The sequence below is a fragment of the Marivita sp. genome (assembly GCF_020055635.1).
In the GTDB taxonomy this organism is placed as follows: Bacteria; Pseudomonadota; Alphaproteobacteria; order Rhodobacterales; family Rhodobacteraceae; genus Marivita.
This window is the reverse complement of the sequence record NZ_JAIPUT010000024.1, coordinates 39,817-59,750: the sequence shown is the minus strand read 5'-3', so window position 1 is coordinate 59,750 and position 19,934 is coordinate 39,817. Positions and strand designations below refer to the sequence as shown.

The 19,934-nt window shown below is 64.4% G+C and carries 24 protein-coding genes and 1 tRNA gene; 10 read left to right on the top strand and 15 right to left on the bottom strand.

The genetic code is table 11. The features are described from left to right. Positions 1 to 109: 109 nt before the first annotated feature. Together LCF60_RS24625 and LCF60_RS12885 are read right to left on the bottom strand one after the other, a co-directional pair. Positions 110 to 259, bottom strand: a complete 150-nt coding sequence (locus tag LCF60_RS24625; RefSeq protein WP_363318413.1) for a DUF6538 domain-containing protein — start codon at positions 257 to 259, stop codon at positions 110 to 112. Between the two features lie 61 nt (positions 260 to 320). Next, positions 321 to 396, bottom strand: a tRNA-Thr gene (locus tag LCF60_RS12885). A gap of 146 nt (positions 397 to 542) precedes the next feature. On the opposite strand from LCF60_RS12885, the gene LCF60_RS12880 reads away from it, so the two are divergent. Next, complete coding sequence (locus LCF60_RS12880; protein ID WP_292292256.1) at positions 543 to 1,424, top strand: hypothetical protein; 882 nt, start codon at positions 543 to 545, stop codon at positions 1,422 to 1,424. Positions 1,425 to 1,481: 57 nt separating this feature from the next. On the opposite strand, the gene LCF60_RS12875 is transcribed toward LCF60_RS12880, so the two are convergent. Both LCF60_RS12875 and LCF60_RS12870 read right to left on the bottom strand, forming a co-directional pair. Then, complete coding sequence (locus LCF60_RS12875) at positions 1,482 to 2,744, bottom strand: SulP family inorganic anion transporter (RefSeq protein WP_292292254.1); 1,263 nt, start codon at positions 2,742 to 2,744, stop codon at positions 1,482 to 1,484. A 203-nt stretch (positions 2,745 to 2,947) separates the two neighbouring features. Beyond that, on the bottom strand, positions 2,948 to 3,208 hold the full coding sequence (locus LCF60_RS12870) for a DUF2312 domain-containing protein (protein ID WP_292292253.1): 261 nt from the start codon (positions 3,206 to 3,208) through the stop codon (positions 2,948 to 2,950). Positions 3,209 to 3,329: 121 nt separating this feature from the next. Here LCF60_RS12870 and LCF60_RS12865 point away from each other — a divergent pair, with 121 nt between their 5' ends. After that, positions 3,330 to 3,545 (top strand): hypothetical protein, encoded by a 216-nt coding sequence (locus LCF60_RS12865; protein WP_292292252.1) that lies wholly within the window; start codon positions 3,330 to 3,332, stop codon positions 3,543 to 3,545. Between the two features lie 2 nt (positions 3,546 to 3,547). Here the strand turns inward: LCF60_RS12865 and LCF60_RS12860 are convergent, their stop codons facing one another. Next, a complete protein-coding gene (locus tag LCF60_RS12860) occupies positions 3,548 to 5,524 on the bottom strand; it encodes an enoyl-CoA hydratase/isomerase family protein (protein WP_292292250.1) in 1,977 nt (658 codons plus the stop codon). An 89-nt stretch (positions 5,525 to 5,613) separates the two neighbouring features. Beyond that, positions 5,614 to 6,600: a glyceraldehyde 3-phosphate dehydrogenase NAD-binding domain-containing protein gene (locus tag LCF60_RS12855; RefSeq protein ID WP_292292249.1), complete on the bottom strand. Its 987-nt coding sequence runs from the start codon at positions 6,598 to 6,600 to the stop codon at positions 5,614 to 5,616. 116 nt (positions 6,601 to 6,716) lie between these two features. Here LCF60_RS12855 and bhcR point away from each other — a divergent pair, with 116 nt between their 5' ends. Continuing rightward, entirely contained in the window at positions 6,717 to 7,544 is an 828-nt protein-coding gene (gene bhcR, locus LCF60_RS12850; protein WP_292292248.1) for an HTH-type transcriptional regulator BhcR, read from the top strand. Here the strand turns inward: bhcR and metF are convergent. Beyond that, a complete protein-coding gene (gene metF / locus LCF60_RS12845) occupies positions 7,541 to 8,407 on the bottom strand; it encodes a methylenetetrahydrofolate reductase [NAD(P)H] (protein ID WP_292292246.1) in 867 nt (288 codons plus the stop codon). The genes bhcR and metF overlap by 4 nt on opposite strands. Before the next feature lie 105 nt (positions 8,408 to 8,512). Between metF and LCF60_RS12840 the strand changes: the two genes are divergently transcribed. Continuing rightward, positions 8,513 to 9,418, top strand: a complete 906-nt coding sequence (locus tag LCF60_RS12840; protein ID WP_292292245.1) for a LysR family transcriptional regulator — start codon at positions 8,513 to 8,515, stop codon at positions 9,416 to 9,418. A 15-nt stretch (positions 9,419 to 9,433) separates the two neighbouring features. On the opposite strand, the gene LCF60_RS12835 is transcribed toward LCF60_RS12840, so the two are convergent. Next, on the bottom strand, positions 9,434 to 9,640 hold the full coding sequence (locus LCF60_RS12835; protein WP_292292243.1) for a cold-shock protein: 207 nt from the start codon (positions 9,638 to 9,640) through the stop codon (positions 9,434 to 9,436). A gap of 201 nt (positions 9,641 to 9,841) precedes the next feature. Here LCF60_RS12835 and LCF60_RS12830 point away from each other — a divergent pair, with 201 nt between their 5' ends. Beyond that, entirely contained in the window at positions 9,842 to 10,156 is a 315-nt protein-coding gene (locus LCF60_RS12830; RefSeq protein ID WP_292292241.1) for an ArsC/Spx/MgsR family protein, read from the top strand. On the opposite strand, the gene LCF60_RS12825 is transcribed toward LCF60_RS12830, so the two are convergent. Beyond that, positions 10,153 to 11,898, bottom strand: a complete 1,746-nt coding sequence (locus LCF60_RS12825; protein ID WP_292292240.1) for an ABC transporter ATP-binding protein — start codon at positions 11,896 to 11,898, stop codon at positions 10,153 to 10,155. The genes LCF60_RS12830 and LCF60_RS12825 overlap by 4 nt on opposite strands. Beyond that, the gene (locus LCF60_RS12820) at positions 11,895 to 12,611 is read right to left on the bottom strand and encodes a tyrosine-protein phosphatase (protein ID WP_292292238.1); all 717 of its coding nucleotides are present in this window, start codon (positions 12,609 to 12,611) and stop codon (positions 11,895 to 11,897) included. The genes LCF60_RS12825 and LCF60_RS12820 overlap by 4 nt, the downstream gene beginning before the upstream one ends. Before the next feature lie 146 nt (positions 12,612 to 12,757). On the opposite strand from LCF60_RS12820, the gene LCF60_RS12815 reads away from it, so the two are divergent. Continuing rightward, positions 12,758 to 13,966: an aminotransferase class V-fold PLP-dependent enzyme gene (locus tag LCF60_RS12815; RefSeq protein ID WP_292292259.1), complete on the top strand. Its 1,209-nt coding sequence runs from the start codon at positions 12,758 to 12,760 to the stop codon at positions 13,964 to 13,966. Here the strand turns inward: LCF60_RS12815 and LCF60_RS12810 are convergent. Further along, entirely contained in the window at positions 13,955 to 14,164 is a 210-nt protein-coding gene (locus tag LCF60_RS12810) for a histidinol phosphate aminotransferase (RefSeq protein WP_292292236.1), read from the bottom strand. The two genes, LCF60_RS12815 and LCF60_RS12810, sit on opposite strands and share 12 nt — an antisense overlap. Before the next feature lie 117 nt (positions 14,165 to 14,281). Then, positions 14,282 to 15,388 (bottom strand): pyridoxal phosphate-dependent aminotransferase, encoded by a 1,107-nt coding sequence (locus LCF60_RS12805; protein ID WP_292292235.1) that lies wholly within the window; start codon positions 15,386 to 15,388, stop codon positions 14,282 to 14,284. A gap of 321 nt (positions 15,389 to 15,709) precedes the next feature. On the opposite strand from LCF60_RS12805, the gene LCF60_RS12800 reads away from it, so the two are divergent. The 3 genes from LCF60_RS12800 (at position 15,710) to LCF60_RS12790 (ending at position 18,416) form a co-directional block, all read left to right on the top strand. Then, positions 15,710 to 16,996: a lipoprotein-releasing ABC transporter permease subunit gene (locus LCF60_RS12800; protein ID WP_292292234.1), complete on the top strand. Its 1,287-nt coding sequence runs from the start codon at positions 15,710 to 15,712 to the stop codon at positions 16,994 to 16,996. Next, positions 16,989 to 17,672, top strand: coding sequence for an ABC transporter ATP-binding protein (locus LCF60_RS12795; RefSeq protein ID WP_292292233.1), 684 nt, complete (start codon positions 16,989 to 16,991; stop codon positions 17,670 to 17,672). Before LCF60_RS12800 ends, LCF60_RS12795 begins: the two co-directional genes overlap by 8 nt. 105 nt (positions 17,673 to 17,777) lie before the next feature. Beyond that, entirely contained in the window at positions 17,778 to 18,416 is a 639-nt protein-coding gene (locus LCF60_RS12790; protein WP_292292232.1) for a DUF3047 domain-containing protein, read from the top strand. An 18-nt stretch (positions 18,417 to 18,434) separates the two neighbouring features. Here LCF60_RS12790 and LCF60_RS12785 read toward each other — a convergent pair whose 3' ends face one another. Beyond that, positions 18,435 to 18,869, bottom strand: coding sequence for a DMT family transporter (locus LCF60_RS12785; RefSeq protein ID WP_292292230.1), 435 nt, complete (start codon positions 18,867 to 18,869; stop codon positions 18,435 to 18,437). A 160-nt stretch (positions 18,870 to 19,029) separates the two neighbouring features. On the opposite strand from LCF60_RS12785, the gene LCF60_RS12780 reads away from it, so the two are divergent. Beyond that, complete coding sequence (locus LCF60_RS12780) at positions 19,030 to 19,452, top strand: cytochrome c (protein WP_292292229.1); 423 nt, start codon at positions 19,030 to 19,032, stop codon at positions 19,450 to 19,452. Between the two features lie 52 nt (positions 19,453 to 19,504). Here LCF60_RS12780 and LCF60_RS12775 read toward each other — a convergent pair whose 3' ends face one another. Both LCF60_RS12775 and LCF60_RS12770 read right to left on the bottom strand, forming a co-directional pair. Then, entirely contained in the window at positions 19,505 to 19,699 is a 195-nt protein-coding gene (locus LCF60_RS12775; RefSeq protein ID WP_292292227.1) for a PLD nuclease N-terminal domain-containing protein, read from the bottom strand. Positions 19,700 to 19,719: 20 nt separating this feature from the next. Continuing rightward, positions 19,720 to 19,932 carry a DUF2945 domain-containing protein gene (locus LCF60_RS12770; protein ID WP_292292226.1) on the bottom strand — a complete coding sequence of 71 codons (213 nt, stop codon included), beginning with the start codon at positions 19,930 to 19,932 and terminating at the stop codon, positions 19,720 to 19,722. Positions 19,933 to 19,934 lie beyond the last annotated feature (2 nt).

Sequence of the window (19,934 nt, the reverse complement as noted above, 5' to 3'; positions counted from 1 at the left end):
TCTGAAACCGCGCCCGAAGCGCATCCGGCAATGGTGCTGACATTATCAATCCTCCCAAACAGGGTGAATCACAGATCACACATCAACGGAATCCCAACGATTCAGGTTTTTAGCCGGACGCTTTAGGTGATTTGGTGCGCAGAGAATACGCGATCCGAGGGGAGGAATAGTGGTGCTTCAGCTCTTTCGGGATGCGTCGGCTGAAGTAGAAAACCCCGTCTTTGGTGAAAGTGAACGGGCGTGAAATGGTCTCCGACATGGTCTACGGCTCCTAGCAGTGGCTAAAAGCTGGAGTGATACCAATGGGTTAACTGAAGAAATGGTGCCCCCACACGGACTCGAACCGCGGACCTACTGATTACAAATCAGTTGCTCTACCAGCTGAGCTATAGGGGCTCCGAGCGGGTGATTACTGAGTGTCGGGCGGCTGCGCAAGAGGCAAACTGGGGATTTTTCGTGATTTGCGAAGACGCGCCGGAACGTGGTTTTCATTGCAAGCGGTCGGCCTATACTGCGGGCAGGCAACGAGAAAACGAGAACAGATGCAGGTTGTCCTTCATACAGGCCTTCACGAGACCGATGCCGATCGGCTGTTCAAGACGCTGCTGCGCAACCGCGACCAGCTGCGTCCCGAGGGAATCGCCATTCCCGGACCGGGCAAGTACCGCAGGCTGATCTCGGAGATGCTCAACGCGCTGAACGGGGCTGCGCCCGCGCCGGGCACGCGGGAGGTGTTGCTGGACAGCATCCTCGACGAGGATTCGGGCCATGTCGATCGGCTTGTCCTGTCGCATGAGAACCTGTTCTCGGTGCCCAAGATCGCATTTCAGGGCGGCGCGGTCTACCGCAAGGCGGAACAGCGGCTGGCCATTCTGAAAGACATCTTCGCCGGGGACACGTTGGAAATCTACATGGCGCTGCGCAATCCGGCGACCTTTCTGCCGGCGCTGCTCAAGGCGACGCCACATGACAGCCTCCCAGCGCTGCTGAACGGGATGGACCCGATGCAGGTGCGCTGGACCGAACTCATTGCGCGGCTCACCGAGGCGTTGCCGGGTGTTCGGGTCACGGTCTGGTCTGACGAGGACAGCCCGCTGATCTGGGGCGAGATCATCCGCGAGATCGTCGGGGTCGAACCGACCCATCCGATCATCGGAGCCTATTCCCGGATGGCCGACATCATGTCCCCGGACGGCATGACGCGGTTTCGCGCCTACCTCGCCGACAGGCCGGATCTGACCGAGGTGCAGATCCGGCGCATCATGGTGGCGTTTCTCGACAAATACGCCGACGACTCCAAGATCGAGGACGAGCTGGATGTCCCGGGCTGGGACGAGGCGTTGATCGCGGACCTTTCCGAGCAGTACGAGGAAGACCTGTTCGAACTTGGCCGCATGCCGGGGGTTTCGCTGATTTCGCCATGAGGCGACCTGGGAATCGCAGGCGGCCTCGAACCGACCAGCCTGTTTCCCTTTCGGCACCTATCGATCCGGTTCGGACCAATCCGAGGCCGGCGCCTTGCGGCGCTGCAATCGGAAGGCAAGACCAAGCGCCACACCGACTCCGATGGCGACAGTGAGATCGGCCAGCACCGTCAGGATCAGGGTCATCGCCAGCAGGAACACATCGGATTTGCGCTCCGCCAGGTAGCCACGCCATTTCTGCGGCTCGCTCATGTTCCAGGCTGTCAGGACCAGAAGGCCCGCCAAGGCCGGCATCGCCATATACCCGACGAGCCGTGATGCGCCCATCATGACCAGCAGGATCGTTGCGGCATGGACCAGACCTGCCACCGGCGTCCTGCCGCCGGCCCGGATATTGGTTGCGGTGCGGGCTATGGCCCCGGTCGCGGGCATGCCGCCGAACAGCGACGATCCGAGATTCGCCACGCCTTGTGCCAGCACCTCTGCATTGGGACGGTGATGGCCCGCGATCATGCGGTCGGCCACCATGGCCGACAAGAGCGATTCCACACCTGCCAGGAACGCGATGATCAACGCCGATGGCAGCAACCCGATGATGGTCTCGAGGCTGACCTCCGGCATTGCAGGCCAGGGCAGGGTGCCGGGAAGATCTCCGAACCGCGAATGGATCGTGTCCACCGGAAGATCGGCCGCGACAACAAGGCCGGACGTCAAGGCGACGGCGACGATCAGACCCGGCAGCTTCGGCGCGACGCGGCGGAACAGGACGATCAGCGCCATCGTGGCAAGGCCGATCGCGGCAGAAGAGGTCGAGAAGGTTGGACGCGCCGCCCAAAGCACCTCGATCTTGGCCAGGAACTCTGCCGGAACGTCGGCCGCCGTCAGCCCGAAAAGATCCTTGAACTGGCTCGTTGCGATGATGATGGCGATGCCGATGGTGAAGCCGTTGATGACCGGCTCGGGAATCAGCCGGATCAGATTGCCCGCCCGGAAGACCCCGGCGACAATCAGGATCAGCCCGGCCATGAACGTGGCAAGCACCAGCCCGTCATATCCGTGCTCGGCAATGATGCCGTAGACGACCACGATGAAGGCACCCGTCGGGCCGCCGATCTGAACGCGGCTGCCTCCCAGCAGGGAGATCAGGAAACCTGCGACAATCGCGGTAACGAGGCCCTTGGCGGGGTCCGCGCCGGACGCGATCGCAATCGCGAGGCTAAGCGGCAACGCCACCATCGCAACCGTCACACCCGCGACGACATCCTGCCACAGCAACGATCGTGTATAGCCTGGAAGTGTCGTGAGGAGTTTTGGTTGCATGGCACGACGTTAGGATCATGCCGATCCGTTGTCATGCGCAAAGCCCACGCCCGGGACGCGCGCCCGGTCGCGGGTTCAACGGCTGATTGAGGTCGTCAGACACCGGACCTTGGCGCTACGGAAAACGGGCGGTGCGTCTGAACCGACACACCGCCCGCTTTGCAAAACCCGTCCGTCGGACCCCTGGGTGCCCGCCGAAACGCTCAGGACATTCCGAGCGCCTGCTTGTACATGTCCAGAACCGCTTCTTCCTCGGCGATGTCATCGGGTTCGCGCTTGCGCAGCGCGATGACCTTGCGCATCACCTTGGTGTCGTAGCCGCGGCCCTTGGCTTCGGCCATGACCTCTTTCTGCTGCTCGGCGATGTCTTTCTTTTCCGCGTCCAGCCGTTCGATCCGTTCGATGAACTGGCGCAGCTCATCTGCGGTCACGCGGTAATTGGCTTCGATTGCGCTGTCGTCCATCGTGGGCTCCTCTTGCGTCTGGACGGTGTCGTAGCGATGGCCGGGCGGGCCTTCAAGGGCTTGTCAGCGGCCGGGCGATGAATTACCGCCCGGTGGGTCTGGATCACTTCGGGAGCGCATCATGGACATACTGATCTGGTCTGGGGCCGCCCTGTCTTTCGCCGGGCTTTGCGGCCTTGTCTACTGCATCCTCCGGGTGAACAGGGCGCGCAAGGCGGGTCTGAGCGACGACGACCTGCGCACCGAGGTCAAGACGGTGATGCCGATCAACCTGGGCTCGCTGTTCGTTTCGGTGCTGGGCCTGATGCTGGTGATCGTGGGGATCTTCCTGAGCTGATCCTAAAGGTCGTCGAAGGTCCGTCCGTACTTGATCAGCTCTGCAAATACCGGCTCCGGGGTCCAGAGATCGCTGTCCGGGTGGTCCAGCCCCTGCATCGCGTGGACGGTCCTCAGCAGGCCGATGTCGCCGACCGCGTGCATCACACCGCCGCGCCACGTGGGAACGAGATGCGTGAAGACCGACAGAACGTCGATGTCGCCGGCGCGGGGCACGATCTTGTCCCGCAGCGCCTTGGCCCCCTCGTTTGCCAGCGCGCCAAGGACAGAGCGGACGATCAGGTCGTCGGGCAGGGCGGTGCGTGGCGCCCGCAGCTTGTTGATGCGGTGCCGCACGTCTTGGTCCGGCTCTGCCGGACCAGAGGTCGGGTAGGCATAGAATCCCTCTCCTGTTGCCCGGCCGTATCGGCCGGAATTCAGCAGTTCGCCCGACCAGTTCTGGCAACCCTCGGCGCGGGCGTGGCGCGCGGTCATGTCCAGGCCGATGCTGTCGGCCAGTTCGAACGGCGGATGGGCCATGCCCCAGTCCCGCAGGGCGGCGTCGATGGCAAAGGGGGATTGTCCCAGATCGACCAGCGCATCCGCCGCGCGCCACAAGGTCTCGAGGAGCCGCGCATGCAGGCCGAGGCCGGACGTCGTCTCGACCACGGCCAGCCGGTTCAGACGCCGTGCGAGCGCCAGCCCCGCAAGACGGTCCGCCTCGGTGCCGCTGGGGCCGAGGACCACCTCGATCAGGCGGGTTTTCGAAGCCGGTGGCACGAACTGGATCGCCAGCCGCGGATCGGTGCCGGGCAGGCAATGCGCAAGCGGCATGTCCGGAGGAACCGGAACGCCGCGCTGTCCGCGCGTGGCCCGCAGGGCCATGTCCGCGCCGTCGATCATTTCTTCGGGCACATCGTAGCGCAGGGCATCGAGCGCGTGCTTGGCGCGGGCGGCAGGCAGTTTTCCGGCCTCCACCGCCTCTTGCATCATCGCGCGGACCTGTCCCACCGCATCGCGCTGCTGCGCCGGGTCCTTGATCGCCCAGTTGACGGCCACTCCGACGTCAAGCGCGGCCCGCACGATCTGCACCGCAATGGGGCTGCCGCCCAGCACCAGAAGCGTCGAGATGTCGGGCAGGTCGGTCCGCCGGGTCTGCGCAGCGACGGCCTGTTCGGCATGAAACAGGTGGGACAGGGCCTTGGATTGCCGGGTTTCGGCGCAATCCTCATGCGCCGCCCGTTCAAAGGCCAGTCCGGCGTCGATCGGCAACAGCATGGCGGCCTCGACCGCGGCAAGGATGTGTTTCGGCGCGATCTCGGGGCTGGACTCGATCCTGGGCCGCAGGCGGGTCAGGGCGGCCTGATAGGCCCTGGCATCGGCAAACCCGTCGCGTCGGTCCGCCGTCGGACGTGGCTGCGCGCCGGACTGGCGCAGATCGGCAACCAGGCGTTCGACCGCAACATCGGGCGTGTCGTCGTAGAGGTCATCCGCAAGCCGCGCCAGTTTTCCCGACGTGACCGGAAGCAGCGCGCCTCCGAGCAACAGATCGAGCGTCATCTCGGCCCCGACCAGGCGTGGCAGGCGCTGGGTCGCACCGGCATGGGGCACAAGGCCAAGCCGTGCATTCGGCAACCCGAACCGGGTGCCCTTGTGGACCAGCCGGTAATGCGCCGCGAGCGCCAGTTCGACACCCGAGCCGACGACGGGACCGCAAAGCACCGCGATCACCGGTTTCGCGCTGCGCTCGATCCGCAGGCACAGATCGGCCAGCAAATTGTCCCGGTCATCGCCGCCGCCCTGGGGGGCCGTCACGCCGGAAGGAAAGACCGACCCGGCGCTGCGAATGACGAGGATTTCGGCCGCGTCGTCCTTCAAAGCCCGCGTCAGTGCGGCATCAAGCGCGACCAGAAGGGCATGGTTCAGGCGCGCCGAGGGTCCGGCATCCAGCGCAATCTGCGCGACACCGTTGTCGACCGACAGTTCGGCTCCTCTGCCCATCTGCTGCTCCGATGGCCTCTGGCAGGCGGTTTTGCCTGCTCTTTGCGGCCATTAGAGGTCAACAGGGGCGATCTGGCAAGAATCCTGCGTTACTTCGCGCGACGGTGCATCATTCTGGCGACATCGATCATTCGGGCCGAGAAACCCCATTCATTGTCGTACCAGCCAAAGATGCGAAGCTGATCGCCGGTCTGAAGCGTCTCGTTCGGTGCGATGACCAGGGATTCGGTCCGTGCGCGCAGGTCGACCGACACGCAAGGGTCCTCGACAAGGCCGAGCACCGGGTTCTCGTCGGCCAGCGCGCGCAGGGCGCCAGCGGCATCGCGTGGCAGGGAGGCCAGACGGACCACGAGGTCGACCGCCGAAACGCTGATCGCGGGCACCCGCACCGCCGCTCCGGTGACGCGCCCGGCAAGATCCGGCAGCACACGGTCGATCAGGCTTGCCGCGCTTGTGGTCGTCGGCACCATGCTCACCGCACCGGCCCGGTTGCGGGCGAGATCCGGTCCGCGCGGCGCATCCACCATCGGCTGGCTGCCGGTGTAGCAATGAATCGTCGTCATATGCCCCTGGATCAGACCGTACCGCGCGTCCAGATCGCGCAGCAAGGGCGCCAGCGCATTGGTCGTGCAGGAGGCGTTCGAGACGATCCGCGCCGCACCAAGCGCCTCGTCGTTGGCGCCGTGCACGATGGTGATGTCGCCGATGTCGGACGGGCCCGAGATCAGCACCGCCGCAGCGCCCGCAGCCAGCGCCGACTCGGCGGTGGGGCGGTCCTTCAGAGCACCGGTGCAATCCAGCACCAGGTCGACCCCGTCAAGCGGCAGGTCGGCCATCCTGACGCCGGTCAGCAGCGGGATCGACCGGCCACCCGCATGAAGCCGGCCATTTTCATGGGTCACGCCACCGGGTAGGGGGCCGAAGACGCTGTCATACTTGAACAGATAGGCACAGGTGTCGGGCTGCGCGATGTCGTTGACCGCGACCACCTCGATATCCGAATGATCGGGCGTGGTCAGTATCTGCCGCAGGATCACGCGACCGATACGCCCGAACCCGTGAATGACAATGCGCATGTTGCAATCCTTCCGTTCACACCAAGCTGTGCGTTACGGCTTGCATTTCAACGCCGAATTTTTCACATTGTAAAAATATTTTTTGTATCGAGACAATGCAAGGCGCAGAAACAGGCATGAACGCAGATACCGGACCAGAACGTCGCGCCCGCGGTCGGCCTCGTGCCTGGGGCGACACGACCGAACAGAACAGGATCAAGTCGCTTGACCGTGCGCTGATCATCCTCGAACGGCTCAGCGAATGGGGCGGGGCGACCCTGACCGATCTGTCCGAAGACCTGAAGCAATCACCCGCGACGGTCTACCGGGTGCTGACCACCTTCGAAGGGCGCGGCATGGTGGATTTCGACCCGGTCGCGCAAACCTGGCATATCGGGGCAGGGGCGTTTCACATCGGCTCGCGCTTTCTGCGCCGCACATCGCTGGTGGAACGCGCGCGGCCCTTCTTGCGCGAACTGATGCAGCAGACGCAGGAGACCGCAAATCTCGGCGTGTCCCGTGACGGGCAGGTGCTGTTCCTCAGCCAGGTCGAGACGCATCACAACATCCGCGCCTTCTTTCCGCCGGGCAGCATGTCGCCGATGCATTCCTCGGGCATCGGCAAGGCGCTTCTGGCGCAGATGTCCGACAAGGAGGTCGCGGCGGTTGTCCGCAAACACAAGCTGACCGCCTTCACCGAACACACGCTGGTCACGCCCGAGGCATTGGCAACCGATCTCGGCGCGACGCGCCAGCGCGGCTATGCGTTTGATGCCGAAGAGAAAAATGACGGCATGCGCTGCATCGCGGCGCCGGTCTTCGACATGCATGGAGAGCCGGTCGCGGGCGTGTCGATCTCTGGCCCGTCGGCCCGCATACCGGATGAGCGTATCGAAAGCCTTGCCGCCGCGGTCAAGGACACGGCGGCAAAGCTGACATCGGCTCTGGGCGGCCCCGTGGATTAAGCGACGTTCTTGAGGTCCAGCTTGGGTGTCACACCCAGCGCATGGCACACATCGCGAGTCAGTTCGGGACGGTTGAGCGTGTAGAAATGCAGCGTGTCGACCCCGCCATCGATCAGGTCGGAACACAGCTCGGCGCAGATTGCCGTGGCCAGCAGGTCTTCGCGGCCGTCGCGCTCGGCCTTGTCAAATGCGTCGGCAAGCCAGGTCGGAATCGGCGTGCCGCAGGCCTTGGCGAAGCGCGCGGCCCCCTTCCAGTTCTCGATCGGCAGGATGCCCGGCGTGATCGGCGCATCGATTCCGGCCTTTTCGCAGGCGTCGCGGAAGCGGAAGAAGGTCTCGGCCTCGAAGAAGAACTGGGTCAGGGCCTCGGAGGCCCCGGCCGCGATCTTGCGCTTGAGGTATTGCACATCGGCTTGCGAATCCGCGGCTTCGGGGTGTTTGTCGGGATAGGCGCCGACGCGAATGGTGAAATCGCCGGTCTCGTTCAGCGCCTCGATCAGATCGACGCTCGTCGCAAAGCCATCGGGATGCGCGGTAAATCCGCTCGACCCCTTTGGCGGATCGCCCCGCAGCGCGACGATGTCGGACACGCCGGCGTCGGCGAAATCGCGGGCGATGCCCAGGGTTTCCTCGCGCGAGGCGTTGACGCAGGTCAGGTGAGCCGCGACCGGCAGGCCCGACGACTTGTGCAGGGTGGCGACCGCCTCGCGGGTCAGGTCGCGGGTCGTGCCGCCCGCACCATAGGTCACCGACACGAAGCGCGGCTGCAACGGGGCAAGAACCTGTACGGTGTCCCAAAGCCGGAACGAGGCCTCCAGCGACTGTGGCGGGAAAAACTCGAAGGAAATCGACGGTGCTGTCATCTCTGCAATCCTTGATGGCCCTTGATGGCGTTAGGGCTCTTGTCGCATGTGCAGCATTGTGAGACAAACTCATAAAACTAAAGATCAACATGAGAAGAGTTGATAATGCACATCGAATTCCGCCATCTGCGCACGATCCGCGCCATCCATGATTGCGGCGGCGTGGCCAAGGCCGCGGACCAGCTCAACATCACGCAATCCGCGCTCAGCCACCAGATCAAGGCGCTCGAGGATCAGGCGGGAGTCGAGCTATTCGTGCGGCGCTCCAAGCCGATGCGGCTGTCGGCGGCGGGCATGCGGCTGTTGCGGCTGGCCAACCAGGTACTGCCGCAGGTCGAGGCGCTGGCCGCCGAGTTCGACGGGCTGCGGGCTGGATCGTCGGGCCGGATGCATATCGCCATCGAATGCCACGCCTGTTTCGAATGGCTGTTCCCGGTGCTCGAGGCGTTTCGCAAGTCCTGGCCTGACGTGGATGTGGACATCCGGCCCGGCCTTGCCTTCGACGCGCTGCCGGCGCTTCAGAAAGAGGATGTGGATCTGGTGGTGTCGTCGGACCCCGAGGAGATCCCGGGCGTAACCTTCACGGAACTCTTTGATTACAATGCGGTATTCGTGGCGTCTTCGGCGCATCCGCTGGCGCAGAAGCCCTATGTCGAGGCCGAGGATTTTCGCGGCGAGACCCTTATCACCTATCCGGTGGAACGGTCCCGGCTGGACGTGTTCAGCCAGTTGCTGATCCCGGCCAAGGTCGAACCCGCTGCCGTGCGACAGGTGGAACTGACGGCTGTGATCCTGCTTCTCGTGGCGTCGAACCGCGGCGTGTCTGTGCTGCCCGACTGGGTCGTGCGCGAAGTGAAATACAGCTCGGATTACGTCACCCGGCCGTTGACGGAAAAAGGCATCACGCGACGGCTTTATGCCGCCACACGCACAACGGACATCGAAAAGCCGTTTGTCTCGGAACTGATCCGGCTGGCCCGGCAAGAGGCGCAGCGGTTGCAGACGGCCTGATCTTTCTCCTGACCCTTACATCGCCGAGATGTTCGAGGCCATCATCCGGCCATCGCGGCCTTCGGCCATCTCGAAACTGACTTTCTGATTGTCGGCCAGACCTTCCATACCCGATTGCTGCACTGCGGAGATGTGAACGAACACATCCTTGCCGCCATCTTCGGGGGAAATGAAGCCGTAGCCCTTGGTCGAATTGAACCATTTCACGGTACCGTTCGGCATGTCTCCGTGTCTCCTCTTGTCGTCACCTTTGACTTCTCGTCACCTTTGACCCGAAAAGGTCGCTTTGCTTGCGACAGGGCAAACAATCTGCGACACCCCGTCACGGTTAAAAGATTGGCCGATGTCACGCGAAAACAAGTGCAGATCATGCATTTTGCATGTGCCTTTGATTCGCGGCGTTCCGAGGATGAGGGAAGACGGATGATTCTTTACGGGCTGAAAACCTGCGACACCTGCCGTAAGGCCTTGAAGGCCCTGCCTAATGCAGAGTTCGTGGATGTCTCGAAAACCCCGGTGCCCGAAGCCGTGCTGGATCGGGCGCTCGATCTTTACGGGGACAGGGTGCTGAACACGCGGTCCACGACATGGCGCGGTCTTGACGCGGCAGAGCGCGCGAAAGAGCCGAAGACCCTTCTTGCAGATCATCCCAAGCTGATGAAGCGCCCCCTGATCGTCGATGGAAGTTCGATCCATCTGGGCTGGGACAAGACCACGCAAACCGCGCTGGGCGTCTAGTCCCGCATCTGCATCTGGTGGAGGGAAGCGTAAGCGCCGCCTTGGCGCAGCAGATCGTCATGCGTGCCCTCTTCGATCACCCGGCCCTGATCCATCACGATGATCTTGTGCGCGTCCCGCACCGTCGACAGCCGGTGCGCGATGACCAGCGTCGTGCGGCCTTTCGACAGTTCGTCGAGCGCGGCCTGCACCTTGGCCTCGGACCCGGTGTCGAGCGCCGAGGTCGCTTCGTCCAGCAGCAGGATCGGGCGGTTGCGCAGAAGCGCGCGGGCGATGGCGACCCGTTGCCGCTGCCCACCCGACAGGGCCGATCCGCGCGGGCCCACGGGTGTGTTCAGGCCGTCGGACAGCTGCGGCAGGAAATCCGACACATGCGCTGCGTCGAGTGCCCGCTGAAGGTCTGCATCGGATACATCGGTCTGGCCAAGAAGGATGTTTTCCAGCACTGTGTCATCGAACAGGAGCGCCTCCTGCGACACGACCGAAAACAGCCCCCGCAGCGCGCCAAGCTCCATTTCCGCGACAGGCACGCCACCTATGCTGGCTTTTCCATGTGATGGATCAACAAGGCGGGTCAATATGTTGAAAATGGTTGATTTTCCGGCCCCGGACGGCCCGACCAGCGCGGTGGTGCATCCCGCTTCTGCCATAAGCGAACAGCCCTTGATTACGCTTGTATCCCCGTAGCTTAGGGAAACATCTTCAAGTCGAATCTCCGGAACGCCCTGCGGAGGCGGCTTGGGATGCGCCGGCGTGCGCAGGTCCGGCACCGTATCGAGGATCTGGCGAATCCGTTCGATCCCGGCGGCGGCGACCTGCCAGACACCGGCCACGTTGCCCAGGCGCCGCAGCGGTTCGAAGGCCAGGCCAATGGCGGTGAAGAAGGCCATGAAATCCCCGACCGTCTTTTCCCCTGACAGGATCTCGTTGCCGCCATAGAACAGGACGCCCATGAATCCCAGGCCGGCCATGATGTCGATCAGGCCGGGGATCGTCGCCTGCCCAAGCGCACTGCGGGTCTCGACCCTGACGCGCTCTTCCGTCAGCGTGCGGTAGCGGTCGGACTGGTAGCGTTCCAGTGCGTTGAGCTTGACCGGGGTGATGCCGTGAAACGCCTCGTTGAGGCGCACCGACAGCTTTGCCGCCACATCGCGCGCGCGCCGCGCCTTGCCGCGCACGTAGCGTTGCAGGACGATTGACGGCGCGATGAGCAGCGGCACCCCCAGCAGCGCCACCAGTGTCCATCGCCAGTCCACGGATATCGCCACGGCAAACAGCGACACCAGAGCGATCACGTCGCGCCCGGCGCCGGTGATGATCGTGCGCCAGACCTTGCTGATCGCGTCCACGTCGCCCTCGACCCGCTGCATCAGGTAGCCGGGGGAATGGGTCTGGTGGTAGGCGGTGTCCAGCACCATCAGATGCGCCAGAAGATCCTGCCGGATGTCGGCCACGGACAGCTGCGAAATCCGCGTCAGAAGCACTTTCTGCACGACGCTCGACACGGCGCGGATCACGAAGATCGCCAGGAACAGAAGGCCCACCCAGAAGATCGCGTCGGACTCGCCCCCGACGAACACGCGATCGAACATCGGCTTCATCATGTAGGACAGCGCGCCGAACATGCTGCCTTCCAGCGCCATGAACAGCAGCGCGACGATCAGCAGGGGCCAATGGCGCGCCAGGTATCCACGCCAGACCCAGAGCAGCAGCCCCCGCGGGTTGACGTCGGCGTCCGTCACGTCGCCAGCGCTGCCGGCAGGTTCAGCTTGTGCGCGGGGATCTTGCGGTCGAACCCGGCTTGGATCGCCTTGGCGTCATATTCGGTGCGGATCCACTGTTCGAACCCGATCGGGCTGCGGCCGTTGCGCGCGGCATAGACGTGAAGGATGTAATCCTGCACCCCGGTCGCCGTGAAATCGAGATGGATGTATTTCAGCGACAAGTGCTTGCGGGCGGTCTCGACGGTCTGGTTCTCGAACACCATCATGTACATCGCCGACACGAACCCCGCCCGGTCGGCGCCGGACTTGCAATGGAACACCAGCGGCTTTTCCGCCGCCCGCAGCGTGTCGATGACATGCACGATCCGCTGGCGGCTGGCGGCGTTGCGCGCCCAGAGCTTGGCGTTGACCAGGTTGAGCCCCAGCGCCTCGCAGGTTTCCCTTTCGAACAGGTAATGCGCGTACTTGTCTTCACCGCGCAGGTTCACCACGGTCTTGATGCCCATCGCCTTGTATTTCAGGAAGCGCGCATGGGTCGGCTGGTTCGACCGGTACACGCCCGGCGCGATTTCGAAGAAATTGGTCCAGAATGTGCGCAGGAAGGCGTGATCGAAGACATGGTAATGAAAGGTCGCCCAACGCCGCGCACGCGGGTCGGTGATGTCCTTGCCGAAGGACCGGCGCAGCCTGCGCTCCGCGTCTTCGATCCGTGTCCAAAGCTGTCCGAGCATCCGGTCCCTTTCACGTCAGGCGCGGATGTAGAGACTGCAAGCCGCGCTGGCAAGCGCTGCACGTTATTGACGGCGCGGCGGATCGGGGTAGGTTGCGCGTCATCCTGTTCGTGCAACAGGGTTTTCCCATCCTGTCGAGGTTGCTCATGTCGCTTGCCAATGGTCGCACATATCTTGCCATTCCCGGACCGTCCGTCGTGCCGGATGCCGTTCTGCGCGCCATGCACCGCGCCTCTCCGAACATCTATGAAGGCGAATTGCCCGACATGATGCCGGGCCTGACCCGCGACCTGAAGCGGGTCGCGCGCACCGACGGTCATGTCGCGATCTATATCAGCAATGGTCACGGCGCATGGGAAGCGGCGCTCGCGAACACCGTGGCACCGGGCGAAACGGTGCTGGTTCTTTCCACGGGGCATTTTGCCCTTGGCTGGAGCCGCGTCGCCGAGGCGCGCGGCATCGAGGTGGATCTGCTCGATTTCGGCAATGGCGGCCCGATCGACCTTGACCGCGTGGCAGAGCGGCTGAAGGCCGACGCCGGGCATCGCTACAAGGCTGTGATGGCGGTGCATGTGGACACGTCGAGTTCGAACCGCAACGACTTCGCGCCGCTGCGTGCGCTGCTGGACGATCTGGGCCACCCCGCGCTCTTGATGGCCGATTGCATCGCCGCGATGGGCTGCGACCGCTTCGAGATGGACGCCTGGGGCGTCGATGTGACGGTGACCGGGTCGCAAAAGGGGCTGATGTGCCCGCCGGGCCTGGGCTTCGTGTTCTTCAACGACCGGGCGGCGGATGCGCGCAAGGCGCTCGAGCGTGTCAGCAGCTATTGGGACTGGACGCAGCGTGCCGCACCCGAGGCGTTCTACCAGTATTTCGGCGGCACCGCGCCGACGCACCACATCTACGGCCTGCGCACCGCGCTCGACATGATCCACGACGAAGGGCTCGACGCGATCTGGGCGCGTCACGCCACGCTGGCTCGGGCGATCTGGACGGCCTGCGCGCATTGGGGCCAGGACGGCCCGCTGCGGCTCAACGTGGCCGATCCGGCGCGGCGCAGCCACGCGGTGACGGCGCTGGCCATCGGCAAGCCGCTCGGGCGGGACCTGCGCAGGTGGTGTTCCGACCAGGCCGGGGTGACCCTGGGCATCGGTCTTGGCATGGGCAACGAGGACGACCCCAAGGGCGACGGCTATTTCCGGTTCGGCCACATGGGCCATGTGAACACGCACATGATCCTCGGGCTTATGGGGTCGGTCGAGGCCGGGCTGGGCGCGCTGAAAATTCCGCACCGACCGGGCGGCGTCACCGAGGCGGCGAAGGTGATTTCAGGGGCAAGCTCAGGCGTCTGAGGGCCAGCGGATCTCGCGGCTGGCGCGGTATCGGGCGATCCAGGTGATGCCGTGGTTGAGCGCCCAGCCGGCCACGGCCACCGCGAGAAGCCCGAAATGCGCCCAGATCACACCCAGGATCCAAAGCAGGTTGACGAAAATCAGGACTAGGTTCGCCGTCGTGTAATCCTCGACCCGATTGGGATGGCGTTGATCCATGGGAGCCTCCGCGCTCTGATTTGCAGGCTTGATGCGACATGATAGCGCAGAAATCCCGCCCGTCAGGGGTAATCTGGCGGAATAACCCGAATTTTCCGTGAATGGCCCCGGTTTCGCCTATCGGCGCGCCATCTCAAGCGCCTTGGGCAGTGCCGTCTCGAGGATATCGAGGTCCGCGGGCCGCCCGGCGCTGATCCGGATCGCCCGATCTCCCGGGGACACGAAGGGCATGCGCACGAACACGCCCTGGTCGATCAGAGCGGCCAACACCGCCTTGGCAAAGGCGCCATCCCGTCCGCAATCCACGGTGACGAAATTGGTGGCCGAGGGCAGCGGCGTCAGCCCGTTGGCTCTGGCGATATCCCCGATCCGGTCGCGTGCGGCCGCGACCAGGGCGATCACTTCGGCCAGCCAGCCTTCGTCTTCGTAAGCGGCCAATGCGCCCGCCTGCGAAATTTTCGACATGCCGAAATGGTTGCGGACCTTGTCAAAGCTCTTGATCAGGTCAGGCGCGCCGATCCCGTAGCCGACCCGGGCACCCGCCATGCCGAAGGCTTTTGAAAAGGTCCGCAGGCGGATCACCCGCGGATCGTCCGGATCGATCCTGGGCGCGGTGCCCTCGGGCGCGAACTCGATATAGGCCTCGTCCAGCAGCAGCAGCGTCCCGTCCGGCAGCGCGTCCAGCGCCTTTTCAAGCCGTGCTCCGCTGTGCCAGCTGCCCATCGGGTTGTCGGGATTCGACAGGTAGACGATCTTGGCCTCGACCTCGGCGGCCTTGGCCATCAGCGCATCGATGTCCTCGTGATCGTTTCGGAACGGCACCTTGTGCAGCGTGCCACCAAACCCGACGACGTGATAGTTGAAGGTCGGATAGGCGCCGTCCGATGTGACCACCGGATCGCCGGGCGCCACCAGCAGGCGCACCAGGTACCCGAGCAGGCCGTCGATGCCCTCGCCGATGATGATGTTGTCGGGACGCGCGCCCAGCCGAATCGCGATCGCCCGGACCAGATCGTAATTCGTGGCGTCCGCGTATTGCCAGCACAGCCCGGCGGCATCCTGCATCGCCGCCACGGCAAAGGGCGAGGGGCCGAAGACGCTCTCATTCGCGCCAAGCCGCGCGCGGAAGGGCGCGCCGCGCTGGCGTTCCTGCACCTCGGGGCCGACAAAGGGCACGGTGGAGGGCAACTTGGCGATGAGGTCTGGGTATCTGGGTCCGGTCATGCCCGTGTCTATGCCAAGCGCACCGGGATTGGACAAGCACTGAAGAATCTTCGTACGAAGATTCTCGCTGCCGAGATTTTTCGTACGAAAAATCTTGAACCCCGTCGCGATCGTATTGAGACCAGGTCGAGATCGCGTTCATTTGGATCAGATAATGCAGGGCTGCTCAGGCCAAAACCCTTTGGCGGCGCTTCGAAAGGTCAGCACCGCTGACCGGTTGTTTCGCGCGCGAAACAATGGGTCCGGAACGGACCTTCCCCGCACGCCTTGACCCGCCCGACCCGAGCGGCCACTTATCGTCATGAGCAGCAAGAGACCGACATGTCCCAGACCCCACCCCCCTTTGCCCGGTTCGAATGGATGATCGCGTGGCGCTATCTGCGTGCGCGTCGGGCCGAGGGCGGGGTCAGCGTGATGACCTGGATCAGCCTGATCGGAATCACCCTGGCGGTGTTCGCGCTGATTGCGACGCTGGCCGTGCGGTCGGGCTTTCGCGCCGAATTCGTCGACACGATCCTGGGCTCCAACGCCCATGTCACGGTTTACTACACCGCCCAGACGGATGCGGCCGGGCGCGCCTCGCGCACGATCCCGGATTACGAGGCGCTGGCCCGTTCGGTCGCGTCGGTGCCGGGCGTGACCCGCGCGGCCCCTCTCGTCAAAGGGCAGGTCATGGCAACCGCCAACAGCCGCAACGCCGGGGTCGAGGTCTTCGGCATCGCACCCGGGGATCTGGCCACCATCCCCCGCATCGCTGATCCGGAAACGGCGCGCGGCGATCTGGGCCGCTTTGCCGAGGGCATCGCGATCGGCTCCGGCGTGGCGCGTGAGTTGGGCGTCGCGCTAGGCGACCACGTGAAACTGATCTCGCCGGACGGGGTACGCACCGCCTTCGGCACGAGCCCGCGCGTCAAGGCCTACGAGGTGGTCTACATCTTCACCGCCGGGCGCTACGACATCGACCGAACCCGCGTCTACATGCCCTTTGACGAGGCGCAGCTCTATTTCAACCGCGAGGGGGTCGCGGACGAGATCGAGGTGATGGTGGCCGATCCCGACCGGGTCGACCGGATGACCTTGCCCATCGTTCAGGCGGGCGGGTCGCGGGCGCTGGTCTGGACATGGCAGGATGCCAGTGGCGGGTTCCTGCGCGCGCTCGAGATCGAGGACAACGTGATGTTCATCATCCTGTCGATCCTCGTGCTGATCGCCGCGATGAACATCGTGTCGGGGCTGATCATGCTGGTCAAGAACAAGGGGCGCGACATCGGCATCCTGCGCACCATGGGCCTGACCGAGGGCGCGGTGCTGCGGGTCTTCTTCATCTGCGGCGCGTTCACCGGGATCATCGGCACAGTGGCCGGGGTCATTCTTGGCTGTCTCTTCGCGCTGTACATCGATCCGATCTTTTCCTTCGTGAACTATGTCGCGGGCGGCGGCGTGTGGGATCCGGCGGTGCGTGGGATCTACGAACTGCCCGCCCAGCTTCGGCTCGGGGACGTGCTGAGCGCCGTGGCGCTTTCGCTGGGGCTGAGTTTCATCGTGACGATCTTTCCGGCCCGCCGCGCGGCCCGGATGAACCCTGTCGAGGCCTTGCGCTATGAGTGATCCTGCCCTGTGCCTGACCGGGATCACCAAGACCTACAACACCGGCACAGCGGCCGCCGTCGAGGTGCTGCGCGGGGTCGACATCACGTTGACCAAGGGCGAAGTGGTGGCACTCGTGGCGCCGTCCGGTGCGGGCAAATCCACGTTGCTGCATATCGCCGGACTGCTGGACACGCCGGACCGCGGCAAGGTCGAGATCGCAGGCGCGGACGTGACCGGGGCATCCGATCGCACCCGTACGGTGATGCGGCGCGACGAGGTGGGCTTTGTCTACCAGTTCCATCACCTTCTGCCGGAATTCAGCGCGCAGGAGAATATCGTCCTGCCGCAACTGGCGGCGGGTGTCTCGCGGCGCGACGCCGACAGGCGGGCGCAGGAGTTGCTGGACATCGTCGGCATCGCACCCCGGGCGCATCATCGCCCGGCGGCGCTGTCGGGCGGCGAACAGCAGCGTGTGGCGTTCTGCCGGGCCCTGGCGAACCAGCCGTCGGTCCTGTTGGCGGACGAGCCGACGGGCAACCTCGATCCCGCGACCTCGGACACGGTGTTCGATGCGCTCATGACGCTGGTGCGCGAAACCGGGCTGTCGGCGCTGATCGCCACGCATAACATGGCGCTCGCGGCGCGGATGGACCGGCAATTGCGGCTGGACCAGGGGAGGCTCGCACCGGCATGAGGCCCGTGGCCCGCGCGACGGCGCGGTTGACGTCTCACAGGAACGTTTGATGCGGGTGACCCGTTCGGGCTGTTAACACGGGTCTGTCTCAGAAAGGGTTCCCGCATGTTTCGTGTTCTTGCCGCCGCCGTTCTTTCCCTCGCCGCATTGCCCGCCATCGCAGCACCCGTGCCGTTCGACGGGTCGTGGAAGACGCAGAGGTTCTCGCTTTTTTCGTCCAACGATTATGGCTTCAACGGCACCTCGGTAAGCGTGGTGTCGGACGGGTCTGTGTCGCTGGCCTATCGCGCCTTGCCGGAACCTTTTTGGGACGCGTCCTCGGCCAGCTGGTCCTGGAGCGTGCAGGAGGGCGTGCCGGCGACGGACCTGCGCCGCAAGGGGGGCGACGATCGCAACCTGGCGCTTTACTTCGTGTTCCTGCCACCGGGACAGGCGCAGGCGCTGCAAGGCGCGAGCGTCCGCAATCTGCTGACGAATGATGCCGCGCGGGTTCTGGTCTATGTCTGGGGTGGGGCGCATGAGCGCGGTGCGGTGCTTGACAGTCCGTACCTGGGCAGCCGGGGCAAGACAATCGTGCTGCGGGGGGCGGGCACCGGGAGCGCCAGCGAGACCGTGAACCTGTCGCGGGATTTTGCCGATGCCTTTGGCGGCGATGCGGCCCTGGTCGGCATCGCGTTGTCGGGGGACAGCGACGACACTGACAGCCGCATCCGCGCGTCGATCAGCGGATTGACCCTGAACTGATGCAGCAAGGCACGCCGGTCAGGCGCGCTGGGTGATCCAGACGCCAAGCGCCATCACCGCGATGCCGGTGGCACGGGTCAGGTCAAGCGGGCTGACGCGGGCGCCGAAGAGGCCGAAATGGTCGATCAGCGCGGCCGAGATCAACTGGCCCAGCAGGACGAAGAACACCGCGTTCCCGACGCCGAAATGCGGCGCGATATAGGTGACGGCCAGCACGTAGAACGCCACCAGAAGCCCGGCCAGAAGAAGATGCCGCGGCGCCAGTGGGATTCCCGACAAGGCCCGTGGGCCGGTGATCAGGGTGACGATCGTGGTCGCCAGCAAGGCCACGCAGAACAGCACCATCGCCGCCGCTGCCGGTGAGCCGATCCGCACGCCAAGCGCCGCGTTGAGCGCGGCCAGCAGTGGGATTCCGATCCCGGCGGCAAGCATGGTCAAGGCGTAAATCGGCATGGCGTCCCGTCCCGTGATATCTGCGCGCCGCGACCATGGCGCGACGCATCGGGATTGTCACGCGGCACGTCGCGGCCCCTGCCGCGCGCGACCGCGAGCGTGGTTGCGCGAGGGCGCAAACACAGGCACTCTCGCCCCATCGAGCAAGGAGGCCAAAAGAATGCGCGCAGAAAAATTCAGCCTGACCACCGCGGTCCTCGCCGCGGGTCTGGTCGCGGCCTGCGTTCCCAACGAGATGCCCGAGGCCAGTGATGGCCGGGCGCTTTTCATGGAGAATTGTGCGATCTGTCATGGTGCGGATGCCAAGGGCAACGGCGCGATGGCGCGGGCCATGCAACCGGCTCCGCCGGACCTGACGCGGATTGCGCTGCGCAATGACGGTGATTTTCCCCGGGTGAGAACCCTGTCGACCATCGACGGTTATGCAAAATCCGACATGGCCGGACCCGACATGCCGGAATTCGGTGCCCTGCTGGAAGGCGACCTGGTCCCGCTGGACACCGGTGATGGCGTGATGACGCCAACGCCGCGCAAGCTGGTGGCGCTTCTCGAATACATCGAGAGCATTCAGGTCTCACCATAAAATCTTGGGATGTATAGAAAAACCCGCTACAAAGCGGGGCTTTCTATGTATCTCAGACTTGGGCCGATGCGGATCTCGGACCGGCGATCAGCCAGATGATGAAGCCGACAAGCGGCAGGATCAGGACAAGCAGGCACCAGAGCACCTTCGATCCTGTCGAATTGTTCGACCCGACGATCGACACAAGCGCCCAGATGTTGAGAACAAGGAGGATCAGACCCCCGATCCCTGTGATCTCGATTCCCATCGCAGTCTCCTTTCACCGCGTCACGCGGCGCTGATTTCCGTTTCGCTTTTCAGGACCTCATCTCCGTCTTCCTGTCTGATCAGGTAGGCCGGGCAGTCCTTGCTGGCGTTGCGGGTGATGTCCGACCCATTGATCTTGACCGTGGTTTTCCGGGTATAGACCTTGGCCACCTTTCCAGTGCCCGTGCCGTTGCCCCAATTCCAAGCGACCCTGTCGCCTTCGGAGTGTGCCATGG

Coding starts and splice junctions, on each gene's coding strand:
- bhcR (WP_292292248.1), top strand. CDS start 6,717: ATGAACGCAGATACCGGACCAGAACGTCGCGCCCGCGGTCGGCCTCGT.
- LCF60_RS24625 (WP_363318413.1), bottom strand. CDS start 259: ATGTCGGAGACCATTTCACGCCCGTTCACTTTCACCAAAGACGGGGTT.
- LCF60_RS12830 (WP_292292241.1), top strand. CDS start 9,842: ATGATTCTTTACGGGCTGAAAACCTGCGACACCTGCCGTAAGGCCTTG.
- LCF60_RS12815 (WP_292292259.1), top strand. CDS start 12,758: ATGTCGCTTGCCAATGGTCGCACATATCTTGCCATTCCCGGACCGTCC.
- LCF60_RS12860 (WP_292292250.1), bottom strand. CDS start 5,524: ATGGGCAGAGGAGCCGAACTGTCGGTCGACAACGGTGTCGCGCAGATT.
- LCF60_RS12870 (WP_292292253.1), bottom strand. CDS start 3,208: ATGGACGACAGCGCAATCGAAGCCAATTACCGCGTGACCGCAGATGAG.
- LCF60_RS12835 (WP_292292243.1), bottom strand. CDS start 9,640: ATGCCGAACGGTACCGTGAAATGGTTCAATTCGACCAAGGGCTACGGC.
- LCF60_RS12810 (WP_292292236.1), bottom strand. CDS start 14,164: ATGGATCAACGCCATCCCAATCGGGTCGAGGATTACACGACGGCGAAC.
- LCF60_RS12775 (WP_292292227.1), bottom strand. CDS start 19,699: ATGGGAATCGAGATCACAGGGATCGGGGGTCTGATCCTCCTTGTTCTC.
- LCF60_RS12795 (WP_292292233.1), top strand. CDS start 16,989: ATGAGTGATCCTGCCCTGTGCCTGACCGGGATCACCAAGACCTACAAC.
- LCF60_RS12800 (WP_292292234.1), top strand. CDS start 15,710: ATGTCCCAGACCCCACCCCCCTTTGCCCGGTTCGAATGGATGATCGCG.
- LCF60_RS12790 (WP_292292232.1), top strand. CDS start 17,778: ATGTTTCGTGTTCTTGCCGCCGCCGTTCTTTCCCTCGCCGCATTGCCC.
- LCF60_RS12855 (WP_292292249.1), bottom strand. CDS start 6,600: ATGCGCATTGTCATTCACGGGTTCGGGCGTATCGGTCGCGTGATCCTG.
- LCF60_RS12820 (WP_292292238.1), bottom strand. CDS start 12,611: ATGCTCGGACAGCTTTGGACACGGATCGAAGACGCGGAGCGCAGGCTG.
- LCF60_RS12805 (WP_292292235.1), bottom strand. CDS start 15,388: ATGACCGGACCCAGATACCCAGACCTCATCGCCAAGTTGCCCTCCACC.
- LCF60_RS12865 (WP_292292252.1), top strand. CDS start 3,330: ATGGACATACTGATCTGGTCTGGGGCCGCCCTGTCTTTCGCCGGGCTT.
- LCF60_RS12785 (WP_292292230.1), bottom strand. CDS start 18,869: ATGCCGATTTACGCCTTGACCATGCTTGCCGCCGGGATCGGAATCCCA.
- LCF60_RS12875 (WP_292292254.1), bottom strand. CDS start 2,744: ATGCAACCAAAACTCCTCACGACACTTCCAGGCTATACACGATCGTTG.
- LCF60_RS12840 (WP_292292245.1), top strand. CDS start 8,513: ATGCACATCGAATTCCGCCATCTGCGCACGATCCGCGCCATCCATGAT.
- LCF60_RS12780 (WP_292292229.1), top strand. CDS start 19,030: ATGCGCGCAGAAAAATTCAGCCTGACCACCGCGGTCCTCGCCGCGGGT.
- LCF60_RS12880 (WP_292292256.1), top strand. CDS start 543: ATGCAGGTTGTCCTTCATACAGGCCTTCACGAGACCGATGCCGATCGG.
- metF (WP_292292246.1), bottom strand. CDS start 8,407: ATGACAGCACCGTCGATTTCCTTCGAGTTTTTCCCGCCACAGTCGCTG.
- LCF60_RS12770 (WP_292292226.1), bottom strand. CDS start 19,932: ATGGCACACTCCGAAGGCGACAGGGTCGCTTGGAATTGGGGCAACGGC.